A 17,875-nucleotide genomic window follows, 5' to 3' on the forward strand; every position below is an offset into this window, starting at 1 on the left:
AAAGCATCATTTCTTGAAATGACTCGCTTAAATATACCTTTCTTCATTCTTTTTTGAAGAGATACGGAGCCCCGTAAGGGGCGTCCATTCTGACCGTTCATCGGGGTTCCGGGCAGAAGACAGCCTTCTTCACATGACCGATACGGCAGGCGTTACCGTAGCATGACTGCGCTTTGGCTTGGAGGAATGCTACCTTCCAAAGCACACCGTCTTGCGAGTTAAATTTTTCTCCGAACTCTGCACCCTGTCCATCCGATCGGCTGCCCGTTGACTGCGTGCCATCGATACTGCGTGCCATCGATGGCGTGTCGGGCCGGCCGGTTCGTCGGGGAAAGTCGCCTCCCCGTCCATGAAGAACCATCCATGAAAAGCGCTGGGAGCAAACCATGAAACACCGAACCAAGGTCGCTCTGGCCGTTGCCCTATCGGCGACGGTGATCACCGCCGCCAACGCGCAGATGGGGCCGACCCCCACGGAAACCAATTTTCAGGTCCGCACCACGGGCGACCTTGTGCGGCTGTGCGAAGCCACGCCAAACGATCCGACCGGCATCGCGGCGCTCCACTTCTGCCACGGCTTCGCCGTCGGCGCCTATCAGTACCATCAGGTCGTGGCGGCCGCCGAAGGCAAGCGCCAGCTGGTGTGCGCGCCGACTCCGCCGCCGTCGCGCAATGACGCCGTTTCCGCTTTCGTCACCTGGGCAAAGCAGAACCCCAGGCAGATGGACACGCCGCCGGTGGAGGGGCTGTTCCGCTTCCTGTCCCAGCGCTACCCCTGCAGCGCCTGATCCCGCCGGTATCCGATTCCTCCGCTGCGGACCACGGTCTTCGATCGATGGCCAACCAGGATGGGAAAGACCATGAAACTCACACGATTCCTCCGCGTCGCCGTCGTCGCGCTTCCCCTTGCGGCTTGCGCCGACATGTCACCGACCCAGCAGCGCGCGCTCACCGGCACGACCGGAGGTGCCGCCGGTGGGGCGCTGATCGGCGCCATAGCCGGCAACGCCGGCATGGGAGCGGCCATCGGCGCGGGCGCCGGCTTGGCCGGCGGCCTGCTCTACGACTATCACAAGCGGACCGAGGCCTCGGCCTACCAGCGCGGCGTCCAGCAGGGGTCCACCCAGCGAAGCGGGACTCAATGACCTGCGGCGATCGTGCGCTGACGGATCGTGCGCTGACGAGGACGTTATCGCCATGCCGCTGATCCCAGCGGATGACAGGCGCGTCCTCGTCACGGGCATCGCCGACGACCCGGCGAAGGACGGTCGCGGAGCCCGGCCAGCCGAAGCCCGGCCAGCCGTTGTCGTTCTGCGATGCGGCTGGCATTTTAAGCGCGGTGATACCGTCCCTGGCGCATGAACCACGATCCTGCGCGCAGACCGTCGCCGCTGCGGCGGTTGTTCGCGACGTTCTCGGCGGCGCGCCATGCCCGCGCCAAGAGGTCCGCGCCAAGAGGTCCACTCCCGGAGACCACGCCCGGAACGGTCAGTATCCGGGAGGCGGTGTGACGGTGACGTAGGTGACGTTTCCGTCCACATAGCTGCGGTTGTACCAGGTTCCGCCGCAGCCGTAGTAACTGACGCCGCTGTACGGCACGACGGTGGGCGTGCAGGGAAGCACCGTCACGTAATTGGGGCCCGCCGTGGCGGCGCCGGCGATGTAACCGGCGGTCGCACCGACCGCCGCGCCCGCAAGAGCCCAGCCCCAATCGTCGTCATTGTCGTCATAGTGATGGCCGTCCCAGTCGTTGGCGATGTTCTGCGCCGCGTAGGCCCGCGATTCCGTGCGTTCGGTCTGGCCTTGCTGGCGGGCTTCCGTGCGTTCGGTCTGTCCCTGCTGGCGCTGCCCCTGCCGTTCGGTCCGCTCCTGCTGGCCCGAAGCGCGCGTGTCGGCCCGGCCTTCCGTGCGCGTCTGCTTCGTCTCGGCGCGCTGCGCGGAACGCTCCGTAGCGCCGGTCTGCCGCGACGCCGTCTGCGCGGAGGCCATCCGCTCGCCCGACCGCTGGGTGGCGCCCGCCTGACGGGCCCCCACTCCTGCGGTGGATCGTCCCGCCGTTGATCGTTGAGCGGAGAAGCCGCCCCCCGCCGCCGGACCGGACCGGGCGAAGCCCCCTCCGCCCGCTCGGCCACCACCACCACCGCCACCGCCACCTCGACCACCGCCGCGGGCATAGGCATCCGCGACCGATCCGGCCACCAGCAGCAGGGATGCGGCGATGGAAAAGGCGATCCGTGACGATGGCCGTGACGATGGCCGTGACGACAACCTGTTCATTTCGGCGCTCCTTCCGAACTGCCGGGCGCGGTCCGGCGGACACGGATCATGACCGGGATGCGTTCCGCGCCGTCCGGAGGGTGGAAGGCGAGCTGCGCCGGCTGGACGTCCGGGTTGAGGTTCCAATCGGAGAAGTCGGCCCGGTATTGCGGCTCGCCCTCGTCGGCCTTGTAGGTGATGGTCACGCGCTGCGGCAGAGGCGGACCTTCGGTGGCGATCCAGATCTGGAAGTCGACATCCTCGGTGCGCCCCGCCAGATGATCGGTCGGCACCGCCGTGAGCGTGTCCCGCTCCACATAGTCGAGCGACTGAAGGCGTTGCTCCAGTTCATCCGGCAGCGTGCTGACCAGCAGCAGCGCGAGCGGCAACCGCACCCGAAGATCCTGGACCAGATAGCGCACGGCGTCATCAATGGTGCCGGCCCGTTCGATCTGGGCATAGACATTCTCGTCCGCGTTGAACACGGAGATCGCTTTTCCGTCGAACGTCACCAGCGACCGCTTCCCGTCGCTTTCCTGCGCTTCGACCCGCAGGCCATCGGGACGGTTCAGGGTGAGGGCGCGTCGCTCGCCGAACGTGATCTTCTCCCCCGTGTCCTGAACCACGTCGTAACTGGCCCGGATGGTCACGGTGAAGCGCTGGGCCTGGGCGAGCGTGTCGGCCATGCGCGTCAGGACGGTCATCGCCTCGTCGTCGATCAGCTCGTCCTGCTCGACCGCCTGCGACGGGCTGTCGGACGGCGGCGCCTCGGCCCCGCAGACGGGGCCGACCAGGGCGAAAGCGCAGAGCACCGGGCACAGCGCCGACCGTATCAGCCACCTGGGTCCGTTCATCGACATCCCTCCTGCCCCGGCCTCCTGCCCCGGCCTCCTCCCCCGGATGCCGCGCCGGCGGCATCGGTGAAAGGCCTGGGAAAACGGCGCCTGGGAAAACGGCCTTCGTCATCCCCGACGCGCTCGTGCATGCTCCCACGAGCCCGTCGCCAGGGATCATTGAGCAACTTGGAGCGGAACCATTGAAAGTAGCAGCCGCGTTCAATGCAGGCCGCTACGGTAACGCTGTCCCGAAATTGCCGGTGTGCCCGCGAGGGCGCTCGCCGCGTGGAAGGGCGCCCGGGGCAGGGCTGAGGCCCTGTTGGACGGCCCCCCGCCCGACCGTCCGCCCCCTCATGATTGGGGTACCGATGGCGGTCACCTGTGGTGAAGAGCGGCGGAACACCCTCGTTGTGCCAAGTACGCTACCGTAACACCCGTTACAGTAACGGAAACCGCTGAAGCCGCCCGACGCTTACGCTCGTCGCCGTGCCGGGCGTAGTCCGAACACTTGGCCCAACGGCGAAGACCAGCGAAATCCAGGCTACCGTAGAATACTCGTCAGAGACGGTGTCTCGGGCTACAGGACTTGGCAGCGGGAAACAATACCCCACACCGGATGGTCCCAGGCCCGCACTCCAACGTCGCGCTTCAAAGGCGGCGGCGGGGCCTGCCGGGCAAGACAGGAGGACAGCGTGAAACGTCGTACAACCTTGCCAACGGTCACCGCCACCGCAGTGGGCATCCTCTGCGGCGCGCTCCTGGTACCGGCCACGGTTCCGCATCCGGCGTCGGCGCAGAACAGGCCCGTTCTGACGAACGTCATTCCGGAAAGTGCCGCCGTTACGATCCACGCGAAAATCACGGCCATCGACGCGGGCAAGCGGAAGGTCACGCTGGCCGGACGGTCGGGCACCCCGGTCACCGTCATGGCCGGGCCGGCGGTGCGCTTGGAGATGCTGAAGGTGGGAGACACCGTCGATGCGCAGTTCTACCGCTCCGTGGCCTTCATGGTCTCCCAACCCGGCGCCCCCGTGCCCGAGGATGAGGTCCAGCAGGTGATCGCGCGCCCGGCCGAGGCGCCGGGCGGTATCGGCGTTCAGGTGACACGGCTGAGCGGGCTGGTCGTCGGCATCGACCTCGGTGCGAACAGCATCGACCTCGTCAATCCCAACGGCGGTGAGGTCTACACCGTCAATGTGACGGATCCCGCCCGCCAGGCGAAGCTTCCCTCGCTGAAGGTCGGCGACACGATCACCGCCGTCGTCAGCGAAGCCCTCGCGGTGTCGATCGAGCCGGCACGCAAGAGCTGGTTCTGAACGCCGATCGTCGCGAACGCATTCGAAGCGCACGTGCGAAGAGCACGGGCGAAGAGCACGGTCGGAGGGCGTTGGAGTGTACGCAAGCCATGATGCCCGGCCAGCGGCGACGGGTGGCACAGCGGGCTGCGGGATGAGCCGACCGCTCTGTCCCAGAGGCTTCGCCGTCGCGGTCCTGCTGGCCTGGACGCTCCTCGCCGGGGGCTGTGCGACGCCGGTCAGTGTCGAGCGCGTGGACCATGTCGCCGTCCACCAGCAGCTCACGCGCAATGTCCTGTCGGCGCACGCGCTCAGCGATCCGACCCACAATGTGCTGCGCCGGTGGTCCCTGGTGGACCGCTTCCTGACGCAGCCGGAAAACGCCATCGCCGACCTCCGCGCGGTGGTCGTGCAAGGGCATGGCGGCGCCGACGAGATCTTCGCCTTGGCCGAGATGTCGTTCCTGAACGCCGAGGAGCAGGGAGGACGGCCCTATTACCTGGCGTCGGCCCTCTACGCCTACGCCTTTCTCTTTCCGGGAGGAATGGACCAGCCGCCCAGCCCCTACGATCCACGGTTCCGGCTGGCCACCGACCTGTACAACCGTGGCCTGACCTCCGGCTTGGCGACGGAGGACAGAACCGGTATCGCCATTCGGGAGGCGAGCCACCCGCTCCCGTTCGGTGAGTTGGACGTGGCCTTCGATCCTGGGGAACTGGTGTGGGGCGGGCGCCAGCTGACCGGCTTCTTTCCGGTCGCCGAGGTGAAGGTTCATGGCCTCGACGCCCGTTATCGCCAGCCCGGCATCGGCGCCCCCTTGGCGGCGGGGACCACGCAGAGCACCCTGGCGAAGGGCTTCCAGGTCGCCCCACGCGTCAAGACGCCCGTGACCGCGCTGCTGCGCATCCCCGATCCCCGGCGCCAGATCACGGGCGGGCGCGTCCGCGCGCAACTCGAACTCTATCCCTCGTCCGAAACCGAAGCGGTGCTGATCGACCGCCAGCCCGTGCCGCTGGAGGTCGAGTACACCTCCACGCTGGCCTACATGCTGGACGGAGTGCCGATCTGGGAATTCGAGTTCGGCGGCTTCCTGCGCGGCGGCCTGCTGGACAAGATGCCGTCCCGTCTGGTCGCCATGGAACCGTACCGGTCCGGCCGCATTCCCGTCGTCTTCGTTCACGGGACGGCGTCGAGCCCGGTGCGCTGGGCCGAGATGCTGAACGATCTGAAGAGCGACCCGCGCATCCGCGACCACTTCCAGTTCTGGTTCTTCAGCTACGAGACGGGCAATCCCGTTCCCTACTCCGCCCTTCTGTTGCGCGACGCGCTGCAGGAGGCGGTGTCCACCCTGGACCCGTCCGGTCGGGAACCGGCGCTGCACGAGATGGTCGTCATCGGGCACAGCCAGGGTGGCCTGCTGACCAAGATGACGGCGGTGAACACGGGTGACCAGCTGTGGAACGCGGTGTTCCGCAAACCGCCCGACCAGCTTCAGCTCGACCGGGAAACGCGCGACCTGCTGACAGGCGCCCTGGTCGTGAAGCCGGTTCCGTCGGTCAAACGCCTCGTCTTCATCGCCACGCCGCACGGCGGCAGCTATGTCGCCGGCAACCGGATCAGCCATTTCGTCGCAAGCCTGGTGCGATTGCCGGGACGCATCCTGAGAGTGACCTCGGAAATCGGCAAGCTGGACGACGCCACCACCACGCTTGCCGGGCAGACAGGGTTTGGCAGCGTCTACGCCATGACCCCCGGCAGCCTTCTGGTCCGGACCCTGGCGCGCACGCCCATCGCCGAGGGGGTCAAGGCGCACTCGATCATCGCGGTGCGCGGTGACGGACCGGTCGAAACCGGCGACGATGGCGTCGTGGAGTACAAGAGCGCCCACATCGACGGGGTCGAATCCGAGTATGTCGTGCGTTCCGGGCACTCGACGCAGTCCAATCCGCGCACGATCGAGGAGGTGCGCCGCATCCTTCTCCTCCATTGGGATGAGTCCTGTACGAAACGCAACGACTGCGGACCGCCGGGCGCCGGCGCCCCGCGCGTCGCAAGCCGGACCCGATGACGGCGTTCCCCATGATGGCGGCCTCCATGATGGCGGCCTCCATGATGGCGGCCTCCATGATGGCGGCCTCCAAGTTGGCGCGCCTGGGGCGCGCCGTTTCCGCTCTCATCCTGTCCGGCACCCTGCTGTGCTCCGCGCCTGCGCGGGCGGACGAGGCGCCATGGCTGCCCGTCTCGCAGGTCATGTCCGAACTGGCCCGGAATCCGGAATTCGTGGAAGCCCTGTACCGGCGACTGGGACGCGATCCGAAGGCAGGCGGCATTCTGGGGCCGGATGAGATCAAGCGGCTGCGCGAAATGATCCTTGGCAAGGATTTCAAGGGCTTGGACCGGTTTCCCGGGCTGACGGTGCAGGGAATGGGCCGGTCCGTGCGGCTCGCCGGGGCAATGCTGGACCGGTCCGGCGACGATGGCCTCCCGCCTGAACCCGCAACGGTCGATGCGGCTGTCGATACGGCCGTCGATGAGGAACTGGGGATTCCCGCCGCCGGCACTCCTCCGGCGCCGGACGCCTACCTGCGCCCGCTGGGCTTTGGGCTGGAAGCCGGCGACCGTGTCGACCCCGTGCTGGCCGAACGCTATGCCGATGGACTGCGTTTGGCCGAACTGCTCAACCGCCTCTCCCTGAACGCGCCGGACGGCGGGCGGCGCTACCGGGTCGTCCTAGACGGTCGGACGCTGGAGACGCCCCACGCCCTGGTGGAAGCGTTGGCGCGGAACGGCCACGACGTGGAAGTCCGCGACTCGCGTTATTTCGCCAATTTCGGCGACCTGATTTATCATGGCCGCGACGTCCTGACGCCGTTCTGGATCGACACCCAACTGCCGGTCCCCGGGACGGACCGCAACCTTCTGGTTCCGGTCAGCCATTCCCAGCACGAACTCGTCGTCCGCGGCCCGGTGGTCAACGCGGATCTGTCCTTCTATTTCGGAATCGACGGCCAAGCCGTGTTCCGCCCGAGCGTGACGCGCGATCAGGGCTGGGTCATGGGCAGGGTGGCGCACCGCTACCGCGGGGAGGATGCGGTGGAGGCGATCCGCCTCGCCGGCGCCATCCTGCGCGCCTATGACGCGATCAAACGGCGCCATCCCGAGCTTCCGTTCGGCGGCTACTACGCGCTGGGCGTCTGCAACGACGTGAACGCGATGATCGAGCTGCACATGCGGGGCGAGACGACCCTGTTCCCGCTGACGCTCGATCCGCAATTCTTCAGGGATGAGGGAGAGGTCGGACGGCTTGCCGGGAACCTCCCGGTGGACAACCGATGGCGGTCCGGCGCGGACCCGCGGCGCGTTCTTGGATCCATCCCTGTGGAGGATCTCTCCACGCTTCCACTCCCCTCGCTGAGGGAGGATTTGGAGAGGGTCCGCGTGGCGTTGGAGAGCGGCCGCCTCTCACGGTCCGGCGCCGGCGACTTCGTTCTCCCGGGTGTCGTGGCGGCCGGAATTCTCGCCGCCGGCCTGTGGTCCGTTCGCCTGTGGCTTGTTCGGCGGCGGCGCTGACCGAGGATGACCGTTCGGCCTCATTCCACGGGCCATTGCAGCTCCGGAATGACCTTCAGCGGGTAGTTGGGGTTCTCGTAGCCGTCAGGGTCCTGGCGCTTGGGCAGCTTCACGGTTTCCCTGGGCAGCTCTTCATAGGGGATGTGGTCAAGCATGTGACGGATGATGTTCAAGCGCGCCCGCCTCTTGTCGTCCGACCGCGCGACGAACCACGGTGCCCAGGAGGTGTCGGTCTCTGCGAACATGTCGTCGCGGGCGCGCGAATAGTCGTACCAGTGACCGTAGGATTTCAAATCCATCGGCGACAGCTTCCAGACCTTCCGCCCATCGTTGATCCGTGCCTGCAGACGGCGCGTCTGCTCCTTCGGACTGACTTCGAGCCAGTATTTCAGCAGAATCACCCCGGACTCGATGATGGCCTTTTCCACTTGCGGAACGGCGTCGAGGAACCGTTTCGCCTGTTCCTCGGTGCAAAAGCCCATCACCCGCTCGACCCCGGCGCGATTGTACCAACTCCGGTCGAAGATGACGACCTCGCCGGCAGCCGGCAGGTGCGGGATGTAGCGCTGAATGTACATTTGCGACTTTTCGCGCTCGGTCGGCGTCGGCAGGGCGATGACGCGGAACACGCGCGGGCTCACGCGCTCCGTGATGGCCTTGATGGTCCCCCCCTTGCCGGCGGTGTCGCGCCCTTCGAAGACGACACAGACCTTCATGCCTTTGTGAACGATCCACTGTTGCAGCTTCACCAGTTCGACGTGAAGCTCCGCAAGCGCGCTTTCATAATCCCGCCGCTTGAGCTTTGGTTGCGCGCACTCCACGCGTTGGGAGGTCTTCAGCTTTTTTGCCATGCTCATCATCCTCGCGGACGGGTGTTGAGTGTGATCCGTAACGGGACGGGCCGTTCATTGGCAGACGCGGCGGCAGGTTCGGCGACAGGCTCCGCGGATGGTCATACACCATCGATCCGATTCTGGAGTTCGAGCAGGATTTCCTGTTCGAGGTCCGCGATAAGATCGCGGCACGCGTCGGCACGTTTCGAGCTTCGCCCGCTGTTCGACGCTTCCCATTCGCGCAAAATCTCGACAGCCTCGCCATAATCCTCACAGAGACTGCGAAAGAACCGATTGTCGGCGCTGTGTTGTTTGATTATTTCCCCCAAGTCCGGGAATCGCTCCGCGACGTGCCGTAGCTTATCCAACATGGGCTGGTCTCCCCGGCTGGTCTCACCCGGTTCTGGAAGAGCATTGGGGTGCCTGCCCTATTCCGGACCTTGCTCCTGACCACCCTGCACCGGATCGCCCGCTGACTTGAAGGATGAAACGGTTGGCTTTGATACCGTAACAGGTAAACGGAACGGCTTCGCATGCCGCGCGAAAAGGTAAAGGCTATCATTCTGGAGGAAGTAATGCAGTCAGGGCGCGGGCGTGAAGCGTCTATACCGTCAGCGAGTGTTCCAGTCTCGATTTCTTCGGACTAAACTGCTTTATACCCTTATCCGGCATGGTTTCCTGAAATTATCGCGCACTCCGTTCATACGCGGAAACTTGTTTCAGATTCGCGTGAATTTCCTCGATATCGTGTCATGCGCCTCATGATCATGAGGTCTACAGCTTCCGACGCCTGGCTAAAGCAGACCGTTCCGGCATGGACCGCATGGCGCAGCAACCGCTTGCCTTGTCGGCACGGCGGCCGGATGGACTTAACGGAAGGAGGGCGCTCGTGCTTCACGCCTCCGACGAACCGCAGAACAATGACTTGCGCGCCTCCTCCATCACGGCACCGCTCATCGATGCGGCGCTGGCGCGCGTGCTGGCCAGCCGCAGCCTGCGTGGTTCCGCCCGTGGCCGCCGCTTTCTGCAATTCATCGTGCAGGAGACCCTGGCCGGGCGGGCCAATCGCATCAAGGCCTACACCATCGCCATGGACGTGTTCGACCGCGATGCCAGCTTCGACCCGCTGCTCGACCCGGTGGTCCGCATCCAGGCTGGCCGTCTTCGCCGCGCCCTGGAACATTATTATCTGACCGAAGGCGCCGCCGATCCCCTGCGCATCGGTATTCCCAAAGGCGGCTACGTTCCCCAATTCTCCGTCGCGCCGGTCACGGCCGGGACCGACCTTCCGGACGAAGCCTCCGGCCCGGCATCGGTGCCAACCCGCAAAAGGCTGGACCTGCCTCGCGCGCCACGGATTCTCGGACACCACATCGACCGTCGGCACCGCTGGCTGGCGGTCGCGGCTGCGGTCACGCTTCTGGCCGTGGTCGGTCTGGGGCTTTTCGCCGGGTGGCGCACCATAGCTCCCGACCCGTCGAAGAACACCTCGGAGCACGCCACGGCGCCGGCCACGACACAACGGGCGGTGCGCGGCCCGGCCCTGCTGGTTCTCCCGTTCACCAACGGCTCCGGCGATCCGGCTCTCGACCTCGTCGCCGATGGCATCACCGAGGATCTCGTCGCGGCGCTCATCCGCTTCGAGGATTTTCTGGTCTTCGGCGCTGACACCAGCTTCCGCTACCCTTCGGCGCCGGCCCTGCGCGAGGCCGTGCCGACCACCCGTGTCGACTACATGCTGAAGGGCAGCGTCGCTCAAACCGGTGACTACATCCAGGTCACGGCCACGCTGATCGCGGCGAAGGACCATCGCTACCTGTGGTCGGACAGTTTCCGTCGCGTCGTCACGCCGGCCAGGCTGCTGGATCTGCGCCATGACATCGCCGTTCAGGTCGCCCGTACCCTGGCGGAATCGGACGGCGTGATCGAGCGCGAGGAAACGCGCGTGAGTGACCGGCATGCGCCACAGGATCTGTCGTCCTATGCCTGCCTTCTGCGCGCACGTCAGTATTGGCGCCAGTTCAGCGCCGCACTCCATGCCGAGGTGCGGGATTGCCTCGAGCGGACGACCAGAAACGACCCCGGCTATCCGGAAGCCTGGGCGGCGCTCGCCATGGTCACCATCGACGAAGCCCGGCTCGGCTTCAATCCAAGTCCGGCGCGTCCCAATCCGATCGATGACGGATTGCAATTGGCCGAGCGCGCGGTGGCGCTGGCTCCGGACAGCGCTTTGTCGCATCAAGCGCTTGGGCTTGCCTGGTGGCTGCGCCGAGAGCCGCAGCGCAGCATCGCCGCGTACGAACAGGCGCTCGCGCTCAACCCGAACGACAGCGCGATCCTCGCCGACCTTGGGCGCTGCTACAGCCTGACCGGCGAGTGGGAACGCGGCATTCCGCTGATCCGCGAGGCCTTCACGCGCAACCCGGCGCAGCCGAGCTGGTACCGCATTGTGATCGCCACGTATCATTACGTGAATGGTCGCTACGACGACGCGCTCGAGGAGATGCGGCGGGCCAATCTGGGGCGGGAGGTCATTCTTGGCCATGTCGCGCTGGCAATGATACACGGCCAGACCGGAAACCGGGGCGAGGCGGCGAAAGCGGTCTCCGAGATCCTGCGGCTCGACCCGAACTTCCCCATCAAGGCGATCTCCGAATTCGAACGCCGCAACATCCATCCGACCATTATCGTCCGGATCGTTGATGGCTTGCGCAAGGCCGGTCTTGTCATTCCGCCGTCGCAGATGGCCGATGGCGAGAAGCTCTGACCTCAACGGGGTCTGGTTTGTGCGGAACGGTCGTCTCACCGAAACGTTGGCTTCAGGCTCCGTCGCCGTCTCGGCAAGCCATTTCGATGGCAACGCGCGTCCCCCACAGCCAGTATGACGGGCAGGTCCGGCCAGGACAGCACAACGGGAGGGTGGCAAGGATGGATTACCGCAAGCTCGGCCGCAGCGGCGTGAAGGTGTCGCCGCTGTGCCTTGGCGCCATGATGTTCGGCGGCCCCACCGACGAGCCGACGGCTGTGCGCATCATCGCGGAGGCCGCGGAGGCCGGCATCAACTTCATCGACACCGCCGACGTCTACAACGAAGGCCGCTCGGAGGAAATCGTCGGCCGCGCCGTGAGGAGCGACCGCGAGCGCTGGGTGGTGGCGACCAAGCTGGGCAATCCCACCGGACCGGGACCGAACCAGCGGGGCCTCTCGCGGCGCCGGCTGAACGTGGCGTGCGACGCGAGCCTCCGGCGCCTGGGCACGGATTGGATCGACCTCTACTACCTGCACCGCGAGGACCCCGACACCCCGCTGGAGGAGACCGTCGCCGCGCTGGGCGATCTGATCCGCAGCGGCAAGATCCGCGCGTTCGGCGTGTCGAACTTCCGGTCCTGGCGGATCGCCGAGATCTGCCGCCTGTGCGACCGTCTGGGCATTGACCGGCCGGTGGCCTGCCAGCCCTACTACAACGCGCTCAACCGCATGCCGGAGGTCGAGATCCTGCCCGCCTGCGGCCATTACGGCTTGGGCGTGGTCCCCTACAGCCCGCTCGCCCGCGGCGTGCTCACCGGCAAGTATCGCCCCGGGGATGAACCATCCGCCGACACCCGCGCCGGCCGCAAGGACAAGCGGATGATGAACACGGAATGGCGCCCGGAAAGCCTGGAAATCGCCCAGGAGATCAAGCGCCATGCCGAATCGCGCGGGATCACGCCGGGGCAGTTCGCCGTCGCCTGGGTGCTCAACAACCGCCTCGTGACCGCCCCGATCGCCGGGCCGCGCACGGAGGAGCAATGGCGCGCTTACCTCGGCGCGCTGGACTACGCCTTCACCGCCGAGGACGAGGCGTTGATCGACCGGCTGGTAACGACCGGGCATCCCTCGTCTCCAGGCTACAACGACCCCGCCTACCCCATCGAGGGCCGCCCCGCGCGAACCACCTCGCCGCCGGCACCGTAGGCCACGCCGGAGAATCGTTCCCCACTCCCGAAAGGGACGGAACAGCGGAAGGCGTTGCGCGGTCAGCACGCGCCGACGCCGCTTCGCGCCTTCATCGACATTCCGAAAGACGCGGACGGGGCGCGACCGATGCGGGGCGCCACCACTTGACAATTCGTTCGCTACCTTGCAAATATCGCATGGTAGCGAACGAATTGCGGGGAGTGCCGGCTTCATGCCGAAGCGGAGCGACGCCGGGCATCCGGCCGTGGGAGGGTGGGCGAAGCGATGCTACTTCGCTGGCCGCGCCCTTATGGACGCGACCCTGCGGCCTTACGATCTGGGTTCGACGCAGTGGTATGTTCTCTGGCATCTGGCCAGCTTCGGGCCGACCGTTCAACGCGACCTTGGACGAGCGCTTGAACTGGAGCGGGCGACGCTCAGCGGGATCGTCACCACGCTCGTGCGCAAGAATCTGGTCGAGCAGACCTCAAGCGGAGAGGACCAGCGTCAGCGTCTTTTGACGCTGACCGCCGCGGGCGAGGCCCTGTGGCGCGAACTTCCCGATCTTTCCTTCATTCACGACGCGGCGTTCGGCGGCATCGACGAGGCCGATCTGGCCACGACCGTCCGTATCCTGCAACTGGCCACCGAGCGGCTGCAGAACCTGTTGCGAAAGGAATGAGCCAATGACCGTGCTGGTGACCGGAGCGACCGGCCTTGTCGGCGAGCGGCTGGTCCCGCGGCTGGTGGACGCCGGCATTGCCTGCCGCGCGCTGCTGCGGGCCGGAAAAGCCTGTCCCCGCGGAGCAGCGGCGGTGACCGGCGACATGCTCGACCCGCCGACCCTTGCGGACGCCGTCCGGGGCGTTTCGGCGATCGTGCATCTGGCCGCGGTCTTTCGTACCCAGGATGCCGACCTCATCTGGAGGAGCAATCTCGATGGGACCCGCAATCTGATCGCTGCGGTGAAAGCGAACGCCCCGGATGCCCGCTTCATCATGGCGAGCACCAGCAACGTCTACAACATCGACACCCCCCATCCCGGACGCGAGGAGGATCCGGTCGCCCCGAAACACGCCTATCCTGCAAGCAAAGTGGCCGCGGAAACAGAGCTGCGCAAAAGCGGCTTGAACTGGTCCATCATCCGGTTCCCGTTCGTGTATGGCGATGGCGACGGACACCTTGAGTCGCTTACCAAACACGTCGGCAACTGGCATCCGGCGCAGCGAATGAGCACGATCCACCACCGCGACGTTGCCACCGCCATGGCGCTCGCTCTGGCGGGAGCGTTCGACGCGCGCGTCGTGAATGTCGCCGACGACGCCCCGTTGTCCATCTTCGAGCTTGCCGGTTTGGTGAACACGAGAATGGAGGCGACTGCCGAGCCTCTCCCGAATCCATGGCATCTTCACGTCGACGGTTCGCTGGCCCGCACTCTTGGCTTCCGGCCCACGGTGAGGACCGTTCATCAGGCGCGGCAAGACGGGCTGATGTGACACGCGTCGCCGGGTGGCGGCGTGACTCCACCCGAATGGCCTCCGGCAAACCCGCTGCGGCTCACGGCGCCGAACGCTAGGGTCCGGACTCATAACCAGTAGGCGACGGTTGCCACGATGTGGACGGCGGCCATGAAGTTGGTGGCGGAGCGGTCGTATCGGGTGGCGATGCGCCGGAAATCCTTGAGGCGTCCGAACATGCGCTCGATGACGTTACGGTTCCGATAAAGGTAGGGAGAGAAGCAGTTTTTCCAGCGCTTGTTGGCGCGTGGCGGGATGTTGGGCGCGGCTCCCGCCTCTTCGATCTTCCGGCGAACAGCGGCACTGTCGTATCCCTTGTCGCCGTGCAGGAGATTGGTGGCGGGCATCCGGTCGAGCAGACGGTCGGCGGCGGTGCAGTCAGCCACCTGACCGCCGGTCAACAGGAAGGCGAGCGGCCGACCGCGCGGATCGCTCAGGGCGTGGATTTTGGTGGTTCTCCCACCTCGGGACCGTCCAATGGCCTGGGCGCGCTCCCCCCTTTCCCGCCACTCGCTGAACGATGGGCGCGGACCGCCGTGGAGTCGATCATCACCTGGGCTGGTGGGCCACCTGCCGCTGCCAACGCATGGAAGATGTCCTCCCACACGCCTTTGGCCGCCCAGCGGACGAAGCGGTTGTAGAGCGTCTTGCGCGGACCGTAGACCGGCGGTGCGTCCGCCCAGCGCCCACCCGACTTCAGCACATGGACGATCCCGCTGATCACACGTCGGTCATCCACGCGCGGCTTGCCTCGGGTATCGCGCGGAAGGTGTGGCTCAAGCCGTCCGAACTGCTCCACCGTCAACCAGAACTGACCGTCGTTCATAACAAAGCCCCTTTCCAGGGCTTTGAATCACAACGATTCCCTTCGGGAAAGGCTCTTTATGGGTCCGGACCCTAGCGCTGCCCCTTGGCGGCGCCGGCGCACGGCGCCATCGACGACACCCGCATCACCGGCGGCGGCCGGGAGCCGGCCGGCATCGCAGGACCGCCACAGGCTGGGCATCCGGTGTCCACGCGCGGCCTCCGCCACCGCTTTTCACGCACTCTGAAAAAAGTCCGCCAGCTTTTCCAGTCCCCTCCGTGGATAGCCACAGAACGGGACAACGCTCCGCCCTGCGGCGCCCCCTCCCGGACCACACGCCGGACCATCACGCCGAAACGGACGCGGAATCCCCCCGATTCCCGCGACGGGGAGGCTGCATCCTGGAGGCCGCCATGCAGGTTGACTCGCTCAGCTCCTCGACCGTCACGACCACCACGTCCGCCAAAAGCTCCTCGGCCTCGCTGGCCGGCAGCTACCAGTCCTTTCTGACGCTGCTGCTGAAGCAGCTTGAGGTGCAGGACCCGACCAACCCGGTGGACACCGCCCAATACACCAGCCAGCTCGTGCAGCTCTCCTCGCTGGAGCAGCAGATGTCGATGAGCGACAAGCTGGACGAGCTGACCTCCGCGGTGCAGGCGCTGGGAACCGGCAGTTCGGCGCTGGGCTATCTCGGGCGCACGGTGACGGCGGAAGGCGACACGACCGCCCTCCAGAACGGCGCGGCCAACTGGGAATACTCGCTGAACAGCGAGGCCGCGTCGGTCACCCTGACGGTGCGCGACGAGGACGGGTCCATCGTCTACCAGGACAGCGGCGCCACCGGCCAGGGCAGCCATTCCTTCAGCTGGGACGGCACCGGGCGCGACGGCGCGCTCCACACCTCGGGCAATTACAGCCTGACCGTCACGGCGGTGGACTCCAGCAAGGCCGCCGTCGCCACCGAGACGCGCATCAAGGGCACGGTCACCTCCGTGGACACGTCGGGCAGCACGGCGGCGCTGGGCATCGGCGGCGTGAGCGTGTCCGCCGACGACGTGCTGTCGCTGAGCTGAGCCGCCCCCTCCCGGCCTCCTCCCCGGGCCCATCCCCTTCCTTGCGACAGGTGCGACGATGAGCATCACCAGCGCGATGTACAGCGCCACGTCCGGCTTGATGGCGCAAAGCAAGGCGCTCGCCTCCATCTCCAGCAACATCGCCAATTCCAGCACGACCGGCTTCAAGAGCACCGGGACGAACTTTAACTCCTACATCAACAAGACCTCGTCCATCGACGAGCAGACCGGCGGCGTGCTGGCCAGCACCTACCGCAACATCAGCGGGCAGGGCGAAATCCAGTCGTCGGCGGTCTCCACCAACATGGCGATCAACGGCGAGGGCTTCTTCGTGGTGTCGGAGGAGACGGCGGACGGCACCGTCGCCTTCACCCGCAACGGCTCCTTCTCCACCGACGCCCAGGGCTACCTGTCGAACAGCGAGGGCTACTACCTCTACGGCTGGGCGCTGAACGCCAACGGCACCGTCGCCGCCGGCAACAAGGGGTCGGTGGACAGCCTCGTCCCGGTCAACGTCGCCAACATCAAGGGCACGCCCAAGGCGACCTCGACCATGGGCATCGACGCCAACCTGCCCTCGGACGCGGAAGCCGGCGACAGCTTCACCACCGACATGGAGATGTTCGACAGCCTGGGCGTCAGCCACTCCGTCACGCTCAGCTGGACCAAGACCGGCGAGAACACGTGGAATCTGGACGCCTCCGACCCCGTGCTGTCCTCCGACGCCACCCGGACCACCGGGACCATCGCCGGTTTTCCCATCCAGCTCTCCTTCAACACGGACGGCACGCTGGCCTCCGCCGCCACGGTGGCCGCGGACGGCACGACGACCGCCGCCGACCTGTCCGCCCTCTCCTTCACGGTCGACGGATGGACCACCGGGGCCGGCGGCAGCGCGGTCGCGCTGAACCTCGGCACCGCCAACAGCAACAACGGGCTGACCCAGCACGCATCGGGCGACAGCACGCCCTCGGTCAGCGTCGAGACCACGACGCAGAACGGCTACAAGCCCGGCTCCCTGACCGGGACGACCATCGGCAAGGACGGCATCGTCCGCGCCGTCTTCGACAACGGCGAGACGCGGGCGATCTACCAGATCCCCATCGCCACCTTTGCCAACGCCGACGGGTTGGAAAGCGTCACCGGCACCACCTTCACCCAGACGGCGGCGGCCGGGCAGTACCAGCTCCGCACGGCGGGCGACGCCAAGGCCGGAACGGTGACGGCGGGGGCGCTGGAAAGCTCCACGGTCGAGCTGACCGACGAGTTCAGCCGCATGATCGTCGCCCAGCAGGCCTATTCCGCCGCCTCCAAGGTCATCACGACCTCGCAGGACATGATGGACACGCTGATCGCCATGAAGCGCTGACGGTGACGGCCATGCACCCGCTGCAACCGCTTCTCGACGGCGAGGCCGTCCTGGACGCCGATCTGCGCCGCCTCGCCCGGCGGGTGGACCGCTTCCGGTCCCAGCCGGCTCCGGGACCGGCGGAGCGCCTCGCGCTGATCGACGACCTGCTGGGCCTGCGGGCGCGCATCGCCGCGGCGCGGGCCGCGGTGCAGGCGGCGATCCGCCAGACCGGCCGCGCCCAGCGCGCCGCCACCGCCTACCGCCGCACCGGCGCCCTTCCTAACCCTCTCCCCTCTGGGGAGAGGGTGGCCCGGAGGGCCGGTGAGGGGGGTGCGCATGGCGCTTTGTCCGGCACACGCGCAACCCCCTCACCCTAACCCTCTCCCCGGAGGGGAGAGGGAAC

The 17,875-nt window shown here is 66.7% G+C and carries 17 protein-coding genes; 12 read left to right on the top strand and 5 right to left on the bottom strand.

Annotation, left to right across the window (positions count from 1 at the left end; translation table 11 throughout):
- The first annotated feature begins 386 nt into the window (after positions 1–386).
- Together TSH58p_RS08515 and TSH58p_RS08520 are read left to right on the top strand one after the other, a co-directional pair.
- Positions 387–788 (top strand): Rap1a/Tai family immunity protein, encoded by a 402-nt coding sequence (locus TSH58p_RS08515; RefSeq protein WP_109069108.1) that lies wholly within the window; start codon positions 387–389, stop codon positions 786–788.
- A 72-nt stretch (positions 789–860) separates the two neighbouring features.
- The gene (locus TSH58p_RS08520) at positions 861–1,145 is read left to right on the top strand and encodes a glycine zipper family protein (RefSeq protein WP_109069107.1); all 285 of its coding nucleotides are present in this window, start codon (positions 861–863) and stop codon (positions 1,143–1,145) included.
- Positions 1,146–1,488: 343 nt separating this feature from the next.
- Here TSH58p_RS08520 and TSH58p_RS08525 read toward each other — a convergent pair whose 3' ends face one another.
- Both TSH58p_RS08525 and TSH58p_RS08530 read right to left on the bottom strand, forming a co-directional pair.
- The gene (locus TSH58p_RS08525) at positions 1,489–2,034 is read right to left on the bottom strand and encodes a hypothetical protein (protein ID WP_158282577.1); all 546 of its coding nucleotides are present in this window, start codon (positions 2,032–2,034) and stop codon (positions 1,489–1,491) included.
- 239 nt (positions 2,035–2,273) lie between these two features.
- Positions 2,274–3,110, bottom strand: a complete 837-nt coding sequence (locus TSH58p_RS08530) for a DUF2092 domain-containing protein (RefSeq protein ID WP_109069131.1) — start codon at positions 3,108–3,110, stop codon at positions 2,274–2,276.
- A gap of 674 nt (positions 3,111–3,784) precedes the next feature.
- On the opposite strand from TSH58p_RS08530, the gene TSH58p_RS08535 reads away from it, so the two are divergent.
- From TSH58p_RS08535 to TSH58p_RS08545, 3 genes are all read left to right on the top strand, one after another.
- Entirely contained in the window at positions 3,785–4,408 is a 624-nt protein-coding gene (locus TSH58p_RS08535; RefSeq protein ID WP_146205843.1) for a hypothetical protein, read from the top strand.
- A 133-nt stretch (positions 4,409–4,541) separates the two neighbouring features.
- Positions 4,542–6,455 (top strand): triacylglycerol lipase, encoded by a 1,914-nt coding sequence (locus TSH58p_RS08540; protein WP_109469199.1) that lies wholly within the window; start codon positions 4,542–4,544, stop codon positions 6,453–6,455.
- On the top strand, positions 6,452–7,957 hold the full coding sequence (locus TSH58p_RS08545) for a hypothetical protein (RefSeq protein ID WP_146205842.1): 1,506 nt from the start codon (positions 6,452–6,454) through the stop codon (positions 7,955–7,957). Before TSH58p_RS08540 ends, TSH58p_RS08545 begins: the two co-directional genes overlap by 4 nt.
- A 20-nt stretch (positions 7,958–7,977) precedes the next feature.
- Here the strand turns inward: TSH58p_RS08545 and ppk2 are convergent, their stop codons facing one another.
- Together ppk2 and TSH58p_RS08555 are read right to left on the bottom strand one after the other, a co-directional pair.
- On the bottom strand, positions 7,978–8,808 hold the full coding sequence (ppk2, locus tag TSH58p_RS08550; protein ID WP_109069130.1) for a polyphosphate kinase 2: 831 nt from the start codon (positions 8,806–8,808) through the stop codon (positions 7,978–7,980).
- Positions 8,809–8,909: 101 nt separating this feature from the next.
- Positions 8,910–9,161 (bottom strand): hypothetical protein, encoded by a 252-nt coding sequence (locus TSH58p_RS08555; protein WP_109069102.1) that lies wholly within the window; start codon positions 9,159–9,161, stop codon positions 8,910–8,912.
- A 443-nt stretch (positions 9,162–9,604) separates the two neighbouring features.
- Here TSH58p_RS08555 and TSH58p_RS08560 point away from each other — a divergent pair, with 443 nt between their 5' ends.
- From TSH58p_RS08560 to TSH58p_RS08575, 4 genes are all read left to right on the top strand, one after another.
- On the top strand, positions 9,605–11,557 hold the full coding sequence (locus TSH58p_RS08560; RefSeq protein ID WP_109069101.1) for a tetratricopeptide repeat protein: 1,953 nt from the start codon (positions 9,605–9,607) through the stop codon (positions 11,555–11,557).
- Between the two features lie 161 nt (positions 11,558–11,718).
- Positions 11,719–12,744, top strand: a complete 1,026-nt coding sequence (locus TSH58p_RS08565; protein ID WP_109069100.1) for an aldo/keto reductase — start codon at positions 11,719–11,721, stop codon at positions 12,742–12,744.
- A gap of 214 nt (positions 12,745–12,958) precedes the next feature.
- Entirely contained in the window at positions 12,959–13,408 is a 450-nt protein-coding gene (locus TSH58p_RS08570; RefSeq protein ID WP_109069099.1) for a MarR family winged helix-turn-helix transcriptional regulator, read from the top strand.
- Between the two features lie 4 nt (positions 13,409–13,412).
- Complete coding sequence (locus TSH58p_RS08575; RefSeq protein WP_109069098.1) at positions 13,413–14,222, top strand: NAD(P)-dependent oxidoreductase; 810 nt, start codon at positions 13,413–13,415, stop codon at positions 14,220–14,222.
- An 89-nt stretch (positions 14,223–14,311) separates the two neighbouring features.
- On the opposite strand, the gene TSH58p_RS08580 is transcribed toward TSH58p_RS08575, so the two are convergent.
- Positions 14,312–15,069, bottom strand: a protein-coding gene (locus TSH58p_RS08580; protein WP_109469197.1) for an IS5-like element ISAzba5 family transposase whose coding sequence is annotated in 2 segments (ribosomal slippage) — positions 14,312–14,736 and positions 14,736–15,069 — 759 coding nt in all. Because the reading frame shifts where the segments join, the coding sequence is not laid out codon by codon here.
- Between the two features lie 392 nt (positions 15,070–15,461).
- Between TSH58p_RS08580 and TSH58p_RS08585 the strand changes: the two genes are divergently transcribed.
- From TSH58p_RS08585 to TSH58p_RS08595, 3 genes are read left to right on the top strand one after another with little or no spacing between them, the layout of a single operon-like run.
- Positions 15,462–16,121: a flagellar hook assembly protein FlgD gene (locus tag TSH58p_RS08585; protein WP_109070084.1), complete on the top strand. Its 660-nt coding sequence runs from the start codon at positions 15,462–15,464 to the stop codon at positions 16,119–16,121.
- 58 nt (positions 16,122–16,179) lie between these two features.
- On the top strand, positions 16,180–17,490 hold the full coding sequence (gene flgE, locus TSH58p_RS08590) for a flagellar hook protein FlgE (protein WP_109070083.1): 1,311 nt from the start codon (positions 16,180–16,182) through the stop codon (positions 17,488–17,490).
- A gap of 2 nt (positions 17,491–17,492) precedes the next feature.
- Positions 17,493–17,849, top strand: coding sequence for a hypothetical protein (locus TSH58p_RS08595; RefSeq protein WP_109070082.1), 357 nt, complete (start codon positions 17,493–17,495; stop codon positions 17,847–17,849).
- Positions 17,850–17,875 lie beyond the last annotated feature (26 nt).

The organism is Azospirillum sp. TSH58, from assembly GCF_003119115.1.
Lineage (GTDB): Bacteria > Pseudomonadota > Alphaproteobacteria > Azospirillales > Azospirillaceae > Azospirillum.

Excerpts from the sequence above, each read along its gene's own strand:
- TSH58p_RS08515 (WP_109069108.1), top strand. The coding sequence starts at position 387 with ATGAAACACCGAACCAAGGTCGCTCTGGCCGTTGCCCTATCGGCGACG.
- TSH58p_RS08520 (WP_109069107.1), top strand. The coding sequence starts at position 861 with ATGAAACTCACACGATTCCTCCGCGTCGCCGTCGTCGCGCTTCCCCTT.
- TSH58p_RS08530 (WP_109069131.1), bottom strand. The coding sequence starts at position 3,110 with ATGAACGGACCCAGGTGGCTGATACGGTCGGCGCTGTGCCCGGTGCTC.
- TSH58p_RS08540 (WP_109469199.1), top strand. The coding sequence starts at position 4,542 with ATGAGCCGACCGCTCTGTCCCAGAGGCTTCGCCGTCGCGGTCCTGCTG.
- TSH58p_RS08545 (WP_146205842.1), top strand. The coding sequence starts at position 6,452 with ATGACGGCGTTCCCCATGATGGCGGCCTCCATGATGGCGGCCTCCATG.
- ppk2 (WP_109069130.1), bottom strand. The coding sequence starts at position 8,808 with ATGGCAAAAAAGCTGAAGACCTCCCAACGCGTGGAGTGCGCGCAACCA.
- TSH58p_RS08555 (WP_109069102.1), bottom strand. The coding sequence starts at position 9,161 with ATGTTGGATAAGCTACGGCACGTCGCGGAGCGATTCCCGGACTTGGGG.
- TSH58p_RS08560 (WP_109069101.1), top strand. The coding sequence starts at position 9,605 with ATGGACCGCATGGCGCAGCAACCGCTTGCCTTGTCGGCACGGCGGCCG.
- TSH58p_RS08565 (WP_109069100.1), top strand. The coding sequence starts at position 11,719 with ATGGATTACCGCAAGCTCGGCCGCAGCGGCGTGAAGGTGTCGCCGCTG.
- TSH58p_RS08570 (WP_109069099.1), top strand. The coding sequence starts at position 12,959 with ATGCCGAAGCGGAGCGACGCCGGGCATCCGGCCGTGGGAGGGTGGGCG.
- TSH58p_RS08575 (WP_109069098.1), top strand. The coding sequence starts at position 13,413 with ATGACCGTGCTGGTGACCGGAGCGACCGGCCTTGTCGGCGAGCGGCTG.
- TSH58p_RS08585 (WP_109070084.1), top strand. The coding sequence starts at position 15,462 with ATGCAGGTTGACTCGCTCAGCTCCTCGACCGTCACGACCACCACGTCC.
- flgE (WP_109070083.1), top strand. The coding sequence starts at position 16,180 with ATGAGCATCACCAGCGCGATGTACAGCGCCACGTCCGGCTTGATGGCG.